Origin of the sequence: Paenibacillus dokdonensis (genome assembly GCF_004916975.1) — a bacterium.
Classification (GTDB): domain Bacteria; phylum Bacillota; class Bacilli; order Paenibacillales; family Paenibacillaceae; genus Paenibacillus_AQ; species Paenibacillus_AQ dokdonensis.
On record NZ_STGQ01000002.1, the window covers coordinates 325570 to 340671 of the forward strand.

General features: G+C 50.4%; 14 protein-coding genes. 4 read left to right on the forward strand and 10 right to left on the reverse strand.

All coding sequences use genetic code 11. The features are described 5' to 3' along the window. Nucleotides 1-88: 88 nt before the first annotated feature. Both E6W40_RS19520 and E6W40_RS19525 read left to right on the forward strand, forming a co-directional pair. Nucleotides 89-235 (forward strand): DUF4023 domain-containing protein, encoded by a 147-nt coding sequence (locus E6W40_RS19520; protein WP_342774717.1) that lies wholly within the window; start codon nucleotides 89-91, stop codon nucleotides 233-235. Between the two features lie 441 nt (nucleotides 236-676). Beyond that, nucleotides 677-1327: a DedA family protein gene (locus E6W40_RS19525; protein ID WP_136607298.1), complete on the forward strand. Its 651-nt coding sequence runs from the start codon at nucleotides 677-679 to the stop codon at nucleotides 1325-1327. 140 nt (nucleotides 1328-1467) lie between these two features. On the opposite strand, the gene E6W40_RS19530 is transcribed toward E6W40_RS19525, so the two are convergent. The 7 genes from E6W40_RS19530 to E6W40_RS19560 all read right to left on the reverse strand — a co-directional run bounded on the left by E6W40_RS19530 (nucleotide 1468) and on the right by E6W40_RS19560 (nucleotide 11099). Beyond that, complete coding sequence (locus E6W40_RS19530) at nucleotides 1468-2286, reverse strand: carbohydrate ABC transporter permease (RefSeq protein ID WP_136607299.1); 819 nt, start codon at nucleotides 2284-2286, stop codon at nucleotides 1468-1470. Continuing rightward, nucleotides 2286-3152 carry a carbohydrate ABC transporter permease gene (locus E6W40_RS19535; RefSeq protein ID WP_136607300.1) on the reverse strand — a complete coding sequence of 289 codons (867 nt, stop codon included), beginning with the start codon at nucleotides 3150-3152 and terminating at the stop codon, nucleotides 2286-2288. The genes E6W40_RS19530 and E6W40_RS19535 overlap by 1 nt, the downstream gene beginning before the upstream one ends. A gap of 26 nt (nucleotides 3153-3178) precedes the next feature. Then, complete coding sequence (locus E6W40_RS19540) at nucleotides 3179-4402, reverse strand: ABC transporter substrate-binding protein (RefSeq protein ID WP_136607301.1); 1224 nt, start codon at nucleotides 4400-4402, stop codon at nucleotides 3179-3181. 260 nt (nucleotides 4403-4662) lie between these two features. Next, nucleotides 4663-6573, reverse strand: coding sequence for an ABC transporter ATP-binding protein (locus E6W40_RS19545; protein ID WP_425464949.1), 1911 nt, complete (start codon nucleotides 6571-6573; stop codon nucleotides 4663-4665). Beyond that, a complete protein-coding gene (locus tag E6W40_RS19550; RefSeq protein WP_136607302.1) occupies nucleotides 6560-8305 on the reverse strand; it encodes an ABC transporter ATP-binding protein in 1746 nt (581 codons plus the stop codon). The genes E6W40_RS19545 and E6W40_RS19550 overlap by 14 nt, the downstream gene beginning before the upstream one ends. A 100-nt stretch (nucleotides 8306-8405) precedes the next feature. Further along, nucleotides 8406-9407: a glycosyltransferase gene (locus tag E6W40_RS19555; RefSeq protein ID WP_136607303.1), complete on the reverse strand. Its 1002-nt coding sequence runs from the start codon at nucleotides 9405-9407 to the stop codon at nucleotides 8406-8408. Nucleotides 9408-9443: 36 nt separating this feature from the next. Continuing rightward, nucleotides 9444-11099, reverse strand: coding sequence for a PucR family transcriptional regulator (locus E6W40_RS19560; RefSeq protein WP_136608159.1), 1656 nt, complete (start codon nucleotides 11097-11099; stop codon nucleotides 9444-9446). Between the two features lie 413 nt (nucleotides 11100-11512). Between E6W40_RS19560 and ald the strand changes: the two genes are divergently transcribed. After that, nucleotides 11513-12640 carry an alanine dehydrogenase gene (ald, locus tag E6W40_RS19565; protein WP_136607304.1) on the forward strand — a complete coding sequence of 376 codons (1128 nt, stop codon included), beginning with the start codon at nucleotides 11513-11515 and terminating at the stop codon, nucleotides 12638-12640. Between the two features lie 60 nt (nucleotides 12641-12700). On the opposite strand, the gene E6W40_RS19570 is transcribed toward ald, so the two are convergent. Beyond that, a complete protein-coding gene (locus E6W40_RS19570) occupies nucleotides 12701-12925 on the reverse strand; it encodes a cold-shock protein (protein ID WP_136607305.1) in 225 nt (74 codons plus the stop codon). 160 nt (nucleotides 12926-13085) lie between these two features. Continuing rightward, entirely contained in the window at nucleotides 13086-13457 is a 372-nt protein-coding gene (locus tag E6W40_RS19575) for a hypothetical protein (protein WP_168928988.1), read from the reverse strand. A 14-nt stretch (nucleotides 13458-13471) separates the two neighbouring features. Between E6W40_RS19575 and E6W40_RS19580 the strand changes: the two genes are divergently transcribed. Next, nucleotides 13472-14311: a lipoate--protein ligase family protein gene (locus tag E6W40_RS19580; protein WP_136607307.1), complete on the forward strand. Its 840-nt coding sequence runs from the start codon at nucleotides 13472-13474 to the stop codon at nucleotides 14309-14311. Nucleotides 14312-14334: 23 nt separating this feature from the next. On the opposite strand, the gene E6W40_RS19585 is transcribed toward E6W40_RS19580, so the two are convergent. Next, nucleotides 14335-15039, reverse strand: a complete 705-nt coding sequence (locus E6W40_RS19585; RefSeq protein WP_136607308.1) for a Na-translocating system protein MpsC family protein — start codon at nucleotides 15037-15039, stop codon at nucleotides 14335-14337. Nucleotides 15040-15102 lie beyond the last annotated feature (63 nt).

Here is a 15102-nt window from a genome sequence, read left to right on the forward strand (position 1 = left end):
TCGTCAGCCCGTGAAAGCCGCCATGAATTTCATCCGCCCTCTTCGGACATCGTAACAAGGAAATGCCATTTCCAATGTCGAAGGGAGCGTGAACGATAAGATGACGGACAGCACACGTGAATTTGTGGACAAGGTTCATGACAATCAGGAAAAACAGCGTAAGAACAAGGAACATCATGGCCAAAATGTACAAAGTAAACAGCTGCCAAACAAGCAGCATAGTACGAATAAGTAGCTTAGCCGAATTATTGTGCAAAAGGATAATGACATCATGGACTCTCAGACGAGAGTCCTTTTTTCGTTCCATAAACCCAAGCAACGAGGTGACGACAGACACTGCAGCATGTCTGACCTAATATCCAGCAAGTGAGAGATACCTATCAGCATTTTTCCAAGGGGTATTTGTCCCGATTCTCTTGTCAACGCTTAAGATATACTCCCGTTTTCTTTTTTCGATTGCAGGGAAAAATGATCCCCTTTCGTCTAATTAAATATCAACCTTTAAGACCAAGGTCTAGGATACAACTGGACCCCAGTCAGTTTCGGATATTTGATGATTTCTTTAGAATGGTACAAAAGACAGGATTTGATTCCCCCCACAGGGATTATGCAGGTCATACGAATGAGTGCGAAATGCAGCTGGCAATGGGTTTTTCGCCATAAAAGGAGCAAAACCATGGAATGGATGAACAATCTCTTTGAACAATATGGATATTTAGTGTTATTTCTTGGACTATTCTCAGAATCTCTGGCCCTTCCCTTCCCGGGAGAACTCGCGATGGCGATTTCCGGCCATATGTCCACGCTGGGCAACTTTCATATCCCCTTCATCATCTTCTACTCCTATATCGGTGCCATTATAGGCACGACCATCACCTATTTCATAGGCTACAGGCTGGGGACGCCGTTTCTTGCGCAGTACGGAAAATACGTTCTTCTAAATCAGGCGAGACTCGCCAAAGTAACGGAATGGTTTGGCAAATACGGCAACAAGCTGATTTTGGTGAGTTATTTTATTCCGGGATTACGTCACTTTACGGGCTACGTTTCGGGAGTACTGAAAGTGCCGCAGCGCACCTTTTTCGCTTTGAACTATATCGGCGGCTTGGTATGGGTTCTGGTGTATGTATCCATCGGCAAAATATTCGGACCGGATATCGAGCATCTGCTCCATGTGGCTTCCCGTTACTTTGCTGCATCCATGGTCATCCTCGCGATTTTAATCACTCTCGTAGTGCTCCTGAAGAAAAACAAGGAGAGAATTTTCAGCCGTCTGCGGGGCAGATCCTCATCTTCTGGCAGCAAACAAAACGAAGAACGGGAATAATCCGCATGAAGCAGCGTCGGGAATTCACTCCGAAGAAAAGCAACAGCGATCGGAGGAATGATTCGTACTCGGGGCGCCTCACAACGTAAAAAAGGGTATCCCAGTGGCCCATGGACCTTTGAGATACCCTACGTCTACTTCTACTTCACCGCACCCTGTGTCACACCGTTGATGATCCACTTCTGCGCAAACAGGTAGATGATGATCATTGGCAGCATGGCCATGAGATACGAAGCGAAGGCCAGGTTGAAATCCGTGTTGAACTGCCCCTGGAAAATGTACTGCACAAGCGGCAACGTGTACATGCTCTGGTCGCTGATAATAATCAGCGGGAGCAGGAAGTCATTGTACGTCGACAGACAGATTAGAATGCCAACCGTGGCATTGATCGGTCCCATCAGCGGGAAAATAATCCGCCAGAATGTACTCCAGGTGCCCGCCCCATCTACCGTCGCCGCTTCTTCAAGAGCAATCGGAATCGAACGGATATAGCCGACATAGACGAATACGTTAAATGCCAGCGCGTATACCGTATGCAGGATCGTCAGCCCAACCAGGTTCGTCATATGCATCGCGGAAGTCAGCTTGACGATCGGAAGCATGATAATCGGAAACGGGATAAACATCGCGCTGATAAAATAAAAATACAATCCTTTGAAAAACTTCCGGTTCATATTCCGTGCAATCGCATAAGCTACAAGCGAGTTCGTGAGCAGCGTCAGCACAACCGTGCAGAGCGTTACCAGCGCACTGTTGCGGAATGCCTGAAAGAAGTTCGTCATTTTCACCGCATTCCGGAAATTCTCCCAGTGGAAGGTCGTCGGAATGGCAAAAACCGAGCGCGTCATTTCCTCGGGATTTTTCAATGCGATCGTCAAGGTCATATACAGCGGAAACAGAATCAGAATCGTGCCTATCGCAACCAGGATCAGGACCAGCCAGTTTGTTTTCGTTCTCATTACATATCCGTCTCCCTTCCCTGAAGGAATTTAAGCTGCAGCACCGAGATGAGGGCAATCACGATAAAATAAATGACTGAGTTGGCAGATTGGTAGGCAAATTCCCCGCCCTGAAATCCGCCTGTGTATATCAGATGCGAAATCGACTGCGTCGCCCGGCCCGGGCCGCCATTGGTCAAGGCAATGATCTGGTCGAAGACCATCAGTGAGTTTTTCATCGCAAGCACCATGTTAATGGTGAAGAACGGCGCGATCAGCGGAAACGTGATTTTCCAGAATTCCTGCCAGCGGCTGGCTCCGTCCAGATTGGATGCCTCATATAAAGATGTCGGTATCGTCTGCAGGCCGGCTAGATACAAAATCGTATTGAACGCGATGCCCTGCCATACCGCCACGATAACGATCCCGATCCAGGCCATATGCTCATTACCTAGAATGTTGGTCGAAAAGGCGCTAACCCCTAAATTTTTGCCCCAAATCGTAAAGACGTTCGAGAACAGATAGTTGAAGATATAGCCTACGATCAGTACGCTCAGAATGTTCGGCAGGAAGTAAATGCCGCGGAAAAAGTTTCTGAATTTAATTTTGGCGTTCAGCCCAAGCGCGATCAGCAGACTTAAGACATTCGTCAGGATCGTGGTGACGATCGCAAACTTAAAAGTGAACAAGTAGGCGTTGCCCACATTATTATCCGTAAAGATATTGATGTAATTTTTGAAGCCGACAAAGTCGTAATGCTTGCCGAATCCGTTCCAGTTGGTGAATGAGTAATAAATGCCCTGTAGGGCCGGCAGCGTCATGAATATAAAAAATAATATAACGGCGGGCACGGTCATCCAGTAAAAAGCCGTGAGTCGCTTCGTCATCTTCCTTCCTCCTTTGATCGGTGCAATTATTTACGGCTTTGCACCTTATCCCATTCGCGGTCCAGGGTTTGTAAATAGCCGTCGATGTTTCTATTTTGCAAAAAGGCCTGTACGATCGAGTTCAGCTGCATAGCGGCAGGCAAATAGTGGTCGGCAAAATCCAGTACCTTGCCTTCTTTCAGGTAAGGCAGCAGCTCGGCAACCGCCGGATCCTCCTGGTTCACGCCTTTGACAGCGGCAAAGGCCGTCTGCTCCTTGATGTACTGCCCGATATTCTCCGGTTCGAGGAGAAAGGAAAGGAACTCTTCGGCTTCCTTCTTGTGCTTAGTATCCTCAGATATGGTAAGCAGCGTGTCCACGCCGGAAATCAGCTTGTTCTGCTCCGGATCATTGCCCGCCGGAAATGGAAAGAAGCCAATGTCGGCTTTCGGATTCGCTTTGCGGATCTCCGGAATGGCCCAGCTGCCCTGGATGTACATCGCGGCCTCACCTTTGGCGAAGGCACGGTTGCCATCCGCATAGTTCTTACCGAAATTATCTCCATGGCCATAATCCAGCAGCTTCAGCTGTTTTTCAGCGACCTCGCGGAATTTTTCCTTAAACGTGACTTTCCCTTCCCGCAGCTGCTTGAAGAAATCAATGCCCACCAAATTCGGGGCCAGCGCATTAAACGGAAGGTTTGTCTGCCAATCATCCTTATATGTAAAATAGAATGGGATTTTTCCGTTATCCTTGACCTTCTGCGCTGTTGCAATCAGCTCGTCCCAGGTTTTCGGGACGGTGAGTCCCATTTCCTTGAATAGGGTCTTGTTATACATAATGCCATTGGCATTCGTTGCATAGGGTACCGCCGTCACCTTGTCCATACCCGTAATATCCTTCAGCATTTTTATATAATTGGGCTCGATATTCTCCAGGAGCTTGCTTTGCGTCAGATCGGTGAAAATGTCACTCTGTGCGAGAATTGAATACGTATCGGTCGCGCCGAGGGCAATCACATCAGGGATATCGTTTTTGACAACGCGTGTCTTGAGTACCGTTTCCGCATCAGGCGGATTGATCTGGCTGACCTGGATACCCGGATGCGCCTGATTGAATTTAGCGATCAGCTTGTCGAAGGAGCCTTTCGCTTCCGGTTTGTTTTGAAAAAACTCAAGCTTGACCTTCCCGTCCGCCTCTTTGCTGCCGCCGCAGCCCGAAAGCATGGAGACAAGCAGGACGCAGGCCAAAAGCAGTCTTCCCTTTTTCATGCTGGACCCCCCTAAAATATTATTCATGCTAAATGGCTTCCCTTCAAAGAAATACCCTTTACGAAAACGTTTTAAACTAACCAATGAGTGCCAATAACTAAGCTATACCGGTAATTATTTCTTATTTAAGGAAGGGTTAAACGTCAGATGAAAGGCCAACCTGGGAAGCAGCTTAAGACCGGTTGAATATTGTTTATTTGAAATAAGGCCGGACTCAACAAGCAAAAAAAAGGACGCCTACATGTAGGCGTCCTTTTACATTATTCCTGAACCGGAGCAGCTGCAGCCGATTCCTCCGTACCATCCAGATTTTTAAATTGGCTTTCAAACATGCGAGCATAAAAACCCTGCTGCTCCATAAGCTGCTCATGATTTCCCTGCTCAATGATCTCCCCATGGTCGATGACCATGATCGTATCAGCATCCCGGATCGTGTTCAACCGGTGTGCAATGATAAATGTCGTCCGGCCCTGCATCATGTGCATCAGCGCATCCTGGATATGAAGCTCCGTGCGGGTATCGATGCTGCTCGTCGCCTCGTCCAGAATCAGAATAGACGGCTTAGCTAACAGTACGCGGGCAATCGCCAGCAGCTGGCGTTGTCCCTGGCTGAGATTGCCGCCGTTCTCCGACAGAACGGTGTCGTACCCGTCCGGAAGGCGCCGGATGAACACATCTGCATTGGCCATCGCCGCTGCTTCATGAACTTCCGCATCCGTCGCTTCCGGCTTGCCGTATTTAATATTCTCCTTGATCGTTCCCGAGAACAGATAAGTGTCCTGCAGAACGAAACCGAAGCTTCTGCGAAGACTGTCCCTCGTATAATCACGGATGTCTGTTCCGTCGATGCAAACAGATCCTGCCGTCACATCGTAAAAGCGTGTCAGCAAGTTCACGATGGTCGTCTTGCCGGCTCCTGTCGGGCCGACCAAGGCCGTGCTGCTGCCCGGCCTTGCGGTAAAGCTTATATTTTTCAGAATAGGAACCTCGGGTCTGTATCCAAAACTAACCTGATCGAATACGACCTCTCCCTCGATCTGATCCAATACTTCCGCTTTTTCAGAATCTGCCGTCTCCTCATTCTCATCCAGCACTTCGAAGACACGCTCCGCTCCGGCGACCCCGGATTGAAGAAGGTTATAAATATTCGCCAGATCATTCAAGGGTCTTACGAATTGACGTGAATAGCTGATAAAGCTGGCAATAACGCCAATGGTAATCAAGCTTTTAACAGCCAGAACCCCGCCAACCAGAGCGACAGCAGCAAACCCGATATTGTTGATCACATTCATCATTGGCATGAGAAATCCTGAACGGATTTGCGCTTTCAGCCCTACCTCAAACAGCTTCTGGTTCACCTTTTCAAATTCGGAAATCGCCTTGTCCTCATGATTAAAGGCTTTGACCACTTCCATGCCCGAAATGCTTTCCTCAATATGACCGTTGATCCTCCCGAGCTGCACCTGCTGCTCCTTGAACAGGACCTTCGTTTTCCTTGTCACGGCGCGCGTCAGAAAATACAGAATCGGCACGGTAATCAGACTTGCCAGCGTCAGAATCGGACTGAGGATAATCATCATCACGAGGGAGCCGACGATCGTAATCGCGCCAGACATCAGCTGGACGGTCGATTGTGAAATCGTCGAGCTCACATTGTCGATATCATTTGTAAGACGGCTCATGACCTCGCCGTGAGAGCGGGCATCGAAGTAAGACACAGGCAGCTTTTGCAGCTTGCCAAACAACGCCCGGCGCAGTGAGGCCACAATCCGCTGTGAAATGCCCGCCATCAGCCAGCCCTGCAGAAACGTCAGCAGCGCATCCGTTACATAAGCGGCGGCAAGAACGATAATCAGAATTTTCAGCAGATCAAAATCCACTCCCAGAGCCCCCAGGGACATGGCGTCGATCGATCTGCCGATCAGATATGGGCCAAGCAGCGTCACGGCTGCATCGATCACAATAAACAGCATGATGAGCGACAACAGCTTCCGCTCTCTGCCGAAATAGCCCCATAAACGCCGGATCGTCCCTCCGAAATTTTTGGGCTTACCACCGGAGCCCCCGCCCATCAATCCCCTCATGGGACTGCCAGGTCTTCCACCGGGGGCACCTGCCCCCTGGGATATAGGAGTCTGCTGCTGTTCATGCGCGGTATTATTCTGCGGCATTCGGCTGCATCTCCTTCCCCATCTGAGACTTGTAGATTTCCTGATAGACACGGCAGTGCTGCATCAGCTCTTCATGTGTGCCGCTGCCGGCCACTTCCCCCCGGTCCATGACAACAATCCGGTCCGCATCCATGACCGAAGTGATCCGCTGGGCGATCAGAATACAGGTCAGTCCCTTGGCATACGTCCGCAGCGCCTGCTTGATCCTGCTTTCCGTGGCCACGTCCACCGCACTGGTACAGTCGTCCAGAATCAGAATTTCAGGCTGTCTGACAAGCGCCCGGGCGATGGAAAGGCGCTGCTTCTGACCACCCGAGAAGTTGACGCCGCCCTGGCCAATCCGGCTGTTGTAGCCTTCAGGTGAAGCCGAAATAAATTCATGCGCCTCCGCTATCCGGGCCGCCTGCACCAGCTCTTCGTCCGCCGCATCCTCTTTGCCCCATCTCAGATTGTCCTCCACCGTTCCGGTGAACAACATCATCTTCTGTGGAACGATCGCGATTGACTCCCTAAGCTTCTGAGGGTCCATCCGCCGGACATCCTCGCCATTCACCTTGACTGTACCGGAGGTGGCATCATAGAACCTTGGAATTAAATGAACCAGCGAGGTTTTACCCGAGCCCGTCGAGCCGATGATACCAATCGTTTGTCCAGGCAGACAGGTGAGTGTAAAGTCTCGGATGACCGGGTCACCCGATGACCCTGCATATGCAAAACTGATATGTTCGAAATCGATGCGTCCGCGCTCGCCCTCGCATGGTGAAACCTCTGCACCTTCCGCCGGCATGCCGCTCTCTACGACCATCACTTCCCCGATCCGTCCTGCTGAAGCCTTGGCGCGCACAAACATATTGAACACGTTCGAAATCATCATCAGCGAGAATAAAATTTGCGTCATGTAGTTGATGAAAGCGATAATGCTGCCGACCTGCATCTGGTTATTGTCAACCCGCAGTCCGCCGAGCCACAGCACGGCAATGATGCCAAAGTTGACTACGAGCGAGATTCCCGGACCAAAAACAGACATCACCCGCATCGAAGTCATGGAACGCTCCGCCAGCTCATCATTTGCCGACTTGAACTTGCCCACTTCATAGTCAAACCGGTTGAAGGCCTTCACGACGCGCACGCCGGACAAATATTCCCTCATGACCCCGTTCACGCGGTCAAGCGCTCGCTGTACACGGATGAAGAACGGAAATCCGATCTTCATATTCATTACGATGAGGACAGCCACGATAGGCACTACGACCACGAGAATGACAGATAGATGAATATCCAAGCGCAGCGCCATGATCAAACTTCCGATGCCCAGCAGAGGAGCCTTAACGAAAAAGCGCATCAATCCGTTCATAAAGTTCTGGACCTGCGTGACATCATTCGTCAGGCGGGTTACCAGGGAAGCGCGGTCGAAACGATCCATATGTTCAAAGGACAGTGACTGAATTTTGCGGAATAGATCGGACCTGAGCTCTGCACCAAACCGCTGCGAGACATGGCTAGAAACCACATTACGAATCGATGCCGACAAAGCGCCAACTCCGGTGATAAGCAGCATCATCCCGCCCAGGTAAAATACCTTGTTCATGCTGCCTGTTGCGACACCGTCATCAATGACCTTGGACATGATCGTCGGCTGCAGCAGGTCGCAGAAAGCTTCCAGCGTCAAAAAGAGCACGGATAAGCTAAACAGCTTGCCGTATTTCCGAATATATTTTTGAAGAAAGGACATGCATGAACACACCTTTGCGCATCAGATTAGGATCTATGATTCAGAACCTATGAGTTTTTATGTATGTATATACATATTCTCCGATATCAGATGAATTCCGTCAATCTTTAAGCCACTCATCAAAAAAATTCTTGTATCCTTCCTTCATCATCCGGCTTGAAAACTGGTCGAACGCATAATGCCGGTTATCCATCGAATAGGACTGCGGCGACGCGGCCGCCATGTTCACAAGCTCGAACCAATTCTCTTCATTGCCTGAAAAGGAGTGCCTCGCATTGATATGACGGTAGCAGGGATGCTCCGGTTTCACGACGATTTTACCCATGGCGAGCGCTTCGGTCAGCGGCATGGCAAATGTATCGAACCGGGAGCAGTTCCAATAGACCTTCGCTGAATTCATGAGCGCAAATACCTCATCCTGGCTCAGCGCGAACTGCAGCCTCACATTATCCGGAATATGATACTTCTTCAGGCTTTCTCGGTAGCGCTCCCCTCCGAATACCATGAACACTTCCTTGTCCGGATTTTGCTGCGCATACTTCAGCACCAGATCCGGTCGGCGGTTTTCCTCATCGCGTCCAATCCAGAGGATGCGGTTCTCTACAATTTGTGCCGGGTCAAAATGCTTCTGCGCCAGATTTTCACTGAATCCGATCGGGATGACATCCACATCATTCACGCCAAAGTTCCGGGAGAATTCCTCTTTCAAAAACTCCGTCTGTACGATTGCCTTGTCTACCATCTGGTAAAAAGGCTTCATCATCTCATATCCCGTCAGTGCGGGGTCGGGAAAGCTGTGGGGAAAAAGCACGCTTTTCTCGAGGAACATCTTCAGATAGGTAAAGCCGGATACGGTGTAAATAACATGCTCGATGCCATTCTGATAAATTTGATCCAGGATGATATCGTAATTGACCAAATCGCCCTTCTCATGCTCATATCCGGGCACCCAGTCATACCCGCTCACGTGGCGCTCCGGGGAGATAAAAACGATGTCCACACCCAGCTCTGCGCCGATTGCCTTCAGACGGTCCGCAAATACGCGCGGCCCCTGATTTTCACTAAACTGAATTTTTCTCATGACCAATCCGACTTTTTTCATTCGTTATTCATCCTCTATGCTTTCAATGCTGTATTTTTAAGACAAAAGCGGCAGTGCTAAGAGGGCCATTTCCAGACATATGCGCCGGTCCGGCTCCAAATAGTCCTCGCCCAAAATTTCCGTAATCTTATCCAGCCGATTGTACAGCGTCTGCCGGTGAATGAACAGCGCCTTGGCCGTATCGTTTTTGGATCCCATGCATTTCAGGTATATATCCAGCGTTTGGAGCAGGTGAAGATGATGCTCACGGTCATAGCTCATCAGCGGCCCAAGCTGATCCTGAATGAAGGATTCAAGCGCCTCTTCCGGAATGGCCTTCAGTAGGCGGTAGACTCCAATCCGGTCATAAAAAAGTCCGTCCTGCAACGCTGCTGACGAACGCGACACCTCAAGCACCTGCTCCGCTTCTTTGAAGCTTTTATGCATATCCGTCATCCGGTTACGGAGGAGTCCAAAGCCCGCATGCAGACGCAGCACAGGAGTTTCTGGGGTCGGAAGCTGCAAGCGCTCCACGATTTTGCGGATGGTCTGCTGCAGGAGTGCAGGCGTATCATCTCTTGCAGCCTTCTCACGTGCGCACAGGATATAAATCCGGCGACCCTTTTGCATCAGCAGATTGTGAAGGGCATGCTTTTTTAAGAGCGCGCGCAGTCTGACCAGCAGGTCCTGCTGAACCGATTCCACCTTGTCCCGATCCAGCTCTCCTTCCTCCGTGATATACTCCATTTCGATCATTCCCGCTGCAAAACATACATCGCCTTGCTTTTGAGGCCGCAGTCCCATACGGCCCCGTGCTTCCTCTTCATCCTCCATCTGATGATTCAAAATGTCCTGAATGAGCTGATTCTGGTCGCGGAGCATTTTTTCCTCCAGAAAAAGCATCCTAAGCAGGAGAGATGCCAGCGACTTGGCCGTATAATCGAGCAGCAGCGTGATCCGGTCCTGTGTCTGCTGACTCGGGATAACCAGCCCGACATGCGCCAATGTCTGTCCGAGACAAATGACCGGCTGGGTCAGCAGTAAACGATCCTGCGGCAGTGCGAATATGCCCGCTTCCTGTTGTGCCGCTTCACTTGCCTCTACCTGCTGCCTGTACAAGGCGGTGAGTTCTTCTGCTAGAGCCGGGGATATCCCGCGGGGAATAAATTTATTCGTATCCACGGTAGAATGGTACACAACTTGTTGTCCGGTGTATTCATATAATACATGGAGAATGGCATAAACATCCGTGCTTTGAAGGGTAATCTGCTGCAATCTGCGGGAATATGCCTCCAGATCCTTCAGCATCTGGTGCTGCTGATTGATCAGCAGGCCATGAATGTCCTGGGTAATTTCCACAAAGCGGACAGGCTGCTCAAATACAATCAGAGGAAAATCCGATGCATCCGCGAGCTCGATAATTTCGCTTGGAATGTTCTCGATACTCGTCCCAAGCTCGACGCACAGACCTGCCGCTTCCTGGCGTATGAGCTGCTGCATGTAGGACAGGCGTTCCTGTTCGTAATGGCGGAGCCAGAGACCGGTCGTCAGAATGAGGTCATTCTTCGTTACAAATGGGGCCACATTAGCGATTTCAAGTATGTGAACCCAACCGACCTTGCGGCCGGTGCCGCCTGCGCCTGCGATCAGCCGGGCTCTTTGAAATACGGGACGTTCCAGCACGTCCCTGATATAAAGCGTGAACCCGCCCATAGCCGTCACATCCCTCAGGTTTAATGGAGACATTATAGAAGGTTGGCGGATCATTTACAATACAGGTACTGACCCGCCGGGATAAACATTATGTCCTGTCGTGTGATCTATTTCCTTGACAAGACGTACGATGCAACGCGTAACAATCGATTGTAAACTTTTAATATATGATGAAAAAAAATACAGAATGTCGATTTGCTCATAATCATTATAGCTAGTGGCGGAGGGGACGGAATCATTCTGAAGAAGCGCTAGCGTTCGCCTTTGTCTCCGAATTTCTACCCTATAAAGGGCAAAATTCAGGAAATTTGGAGACAACAGCGATCGGAAGAATGATCCGTTACCGCAGCGGTCCCTCGCTCAAAGTTAAAGCCGACTTTTTGTTATACATTTTATTGAAGAGGTGATCTGTCATGAACATCGGAATACCAAAGGAAATTAAAAATAATGAGAACCGCGTCGCCGTGACCCCGGCAGGCACTCTGGAATTTATCCAGCATGGACACCGTGCACTTGTGGAACGCAGCGCCGGACTTGGAAGCGGATTCACGGATGAAGAGTATGCAGATGCCGGAGCCGTTATCCTGACGGAAGCCAAAGAGGTATGGGAGCAGGCGGATATGATCATGAAGGTCAAGGAGCCGCTGCCAAATGAATACGGATATTTCCGTAAAGGGCTGATCCTCTTCACTTACCTGCATCTTGCCGCTGAACCGGAGCTGGCCAAGGCGCTGGTTGCATCCGGTGTACATGCCATTGCATATGAGACCGTGAATGTGAATGGTACGCTGCCGCTTCTCACACCGATGAGTGAAGTAGCTGGACGTATGGCCGCCCAGATCGGGGCGCAGCTTCTGGAACGTCCGCATGGCGGCAAAGGTATTCTGCTCTCCGGCGTTCCCGGCGTGTCCCGCGGCAAGGTCACCATTATCGGCGGCGGCATCGTGGGTATGAATGCAGCCAAAATCGCCGCAGGTCTTGGTGCCGACGTCACCCTGCTTGATTTGAGCATACCACGTCTGCGCCAGCTTGATGAAATTTTTGGAAATCAGATCAGCACCCTGGTATCCAGTCCTGCCAATATTGCTAAAGCGGTCGCTGAAACCGATCTTCTCATCTGCGCCGTACTGATTCCGGGAGCGAAAGCACCTCTCTTGGTGACAGAAAGCATGGTGAAGACCATGAAGCCGGGCTCGGTCATCGTCGATGTTGCCATTGACCAGGGCGGCGTAGTCGAAACCATTGACCATATTACCACCCATGATCATCCGACCTACGTGAAGCACGGCGTTGTCCATTATGCAGTAGCGAATATGCCGGGCGCGGTACCACGGACTTCGACACTGGCACTCACCAATGCGACGATGCCATTTGCGCTCAAGCTTGCGGATACACCGCTTCAGCAGCTCCTGAATGCCAATCCTGCCATTCGCAGCGGAGCTAACGTTCTAGGCGGGTTTGTAACCCATGAGGCGGTTGCGCGTGATCTCGGTTATGATTATATCCCGGCTGAGAAAGCCTTCAGCAAAGTCACCATTTAAAATGGAAACAGGGTCCCCTTGACGGAGACCCTGTTTCTTATTTCATATGATGGCGGACATCTATATCAAGGTGCCCTTTTTCAGCATTTTAATAGGATGGTCATTAACGACCAGGGGCAGCATCTTCGTACTGCTGCTCATAGGAGAGCTGCAGTGGGCGCATAAAGGCTCATGCTCAAAAGCAAAGTTATCCCTCATCCAGCCGTTGCAATTCTCGTTGGAACAAGACCAGATCGTCGTGTCCGCCTCAGGAATTTCCTCAACCACTTTTTTTCCGAAGTACATCGCAATCCCGTCCTCATCCTATATTTTCGCAGCGTCCCAGCTGTTTCCTTAGTATGACCTGGAAACGCCAAAATATGTTATCAAGACTGAACTAAGTTGTATGTCCGCGTTCAAAGTAACTTCTCCATCATTGGAGGGTCTGTCTTATGTATATTTCAGTCTATGCTAAAAAATTGCACTTTCCCTTCATCATTTGCGCGAATGCAGATGGTTCATCCAAAGCTAAATAAATCGTTTTTACCTTCCGCGGCATGAACAACAGTGTCTGCACCATCATCGGCTCCGCCAGTTCAATGCGTACATTGGGCGTAACGACCGGCAACGCAGCATGCCTGCTTTCATTCTTATCCGGATGAAATTCCAGTGCGGTATCTATAGAAACGATCCGGCTGTAAGGCACATCGGCCTGGATTCGCATTCCGTAACGGATGCGAAGCTGTTCCTGCCGAACTAGCCACCAGTAAAACACATATGGCATAATCAGAAGAGAAAAACGCATGAATGCGTCTGACGTGTCATGATGACATAGCAAAGGAAGCGATCTCTATGCCCGAAGTAAGCAACGCTGAATTCAGCTCCATGCTCATATTGGACCGCATGAACCATGATATGCAGCAGGATGCCCTGCATCCATTCGCACTGGATGAGCTGCTGTGCAAGGAAACCGGACGGGGCGGTCCGCCCCTATGCCATATTTGGCGGCATCCCCGCTCCTTTATCATCGGGCTGCGCGACAGCCGTCTTCCGGGAGCAGCCCAGGCTAGAGCCTGGCTCGAGTCCATGGGATACCGCACCGCGATCCGCAATTCCGGCGGAGCAGCCGTACCACTCGATCTGGGCGTTGTGAACCTGTCGCTTATTCTGCCGAAACAGGGTTCCGGCGACGAGCGTTTCCGTGCCGACTTCGAACGAATGTACAGCCTGATCCGGGAAGCTCTTGCGCATACCGGCTTTGCCGTAGACAAGGGCGAAATTGCCGGAGCCTATTGTCCCGGTGATTTTGACCTCAGCATTGGCGGCCGGAAATTTTGCGGCATTGCACAGCGCCGGCAGGCACATGCTTATGTCGTGCAGGCATTTGTCATCGCCGAGGGATCAGGCCAGGAGCGCGCACAGCTCGTAAGAGATTTCTACGACCAGGCGGGCAAGGGGGCAGATGCAGCCGACTATCCGCAAGTGGAGAGCAGCAGCACCGCTTCCTTGGAGGAGCTGACAGGATTGGGACCGAATGCATCGGAGCGGTTTGCCGAGGCGGTCAAGGACATCATCCGCGGCCGGCAAACCATGGAGGGGACAACCGCTTCGGCAGCCCGTCTTGTACTCCCCGGGACCCATGAAATCACGGAAATGGCTGAACAGCTCAGGCAGCGTTATGCCCCGCGGTGAATCATAAAAACCCGCACGGCTGATTAGCGGTGCGGGCTCAATGTGATGACAACAATACTTTTATCTAATGAATAATTCCAATCGATGAAGCAGTCGCTGATCCGGTTCTGAAGCAGGCTTTGGAGAACGTCGCTCCCTATAATATATTCCTTCTCCAGCTTGCGTTTTACACGTTTTAATACATCCCCTTGTCCCAAACGGATGATCTCCCGCTCCATAGGCAGCAGAACACCGCTTCTAATAACCAGCAGCGTGCGCGGATTCATCTCGTAGGATAGGGTGCTGCTAGGCGCTTTCTGCACTTGCGAACAAATCCGGTTTAGCTCGGCTTCGATATCACTCCTACCGCAGTAATCCGATGAAACGAATGGTGCATGATGAATTGGTCCGCGGCTTATGATCGTGATCATCCCCGTCTTTTGGGCCAAATCCCAATCGCAATAGCACTCGTCCGTTATTACACCGTTTACATCCTGCAGATACTGCAATATTCCCGGAATGACCGATATCATCAGTTTATCCCTCGTCTCAAAAACGAGTTCCTCCTGTTGCTGGTCCAGCAATATTTTCTCAGCCGGTGTCAAGAAATTACGCAAATGAATGGTTATGAATGTGGAGCCTATAGAAACCACAACCGATTCCGGTCCTTTTCCAAAGTGGTCTCTTAGCAGCTTGCCAGTATAACTGGCGATAATTTGCTGAAATGATTGATTATGTAATTGATCCATTGAATTTGACCCGTTCCACGGGCTGATTGCACTTCTGAAGGCAGAACCTAAAGGGCTGCCATG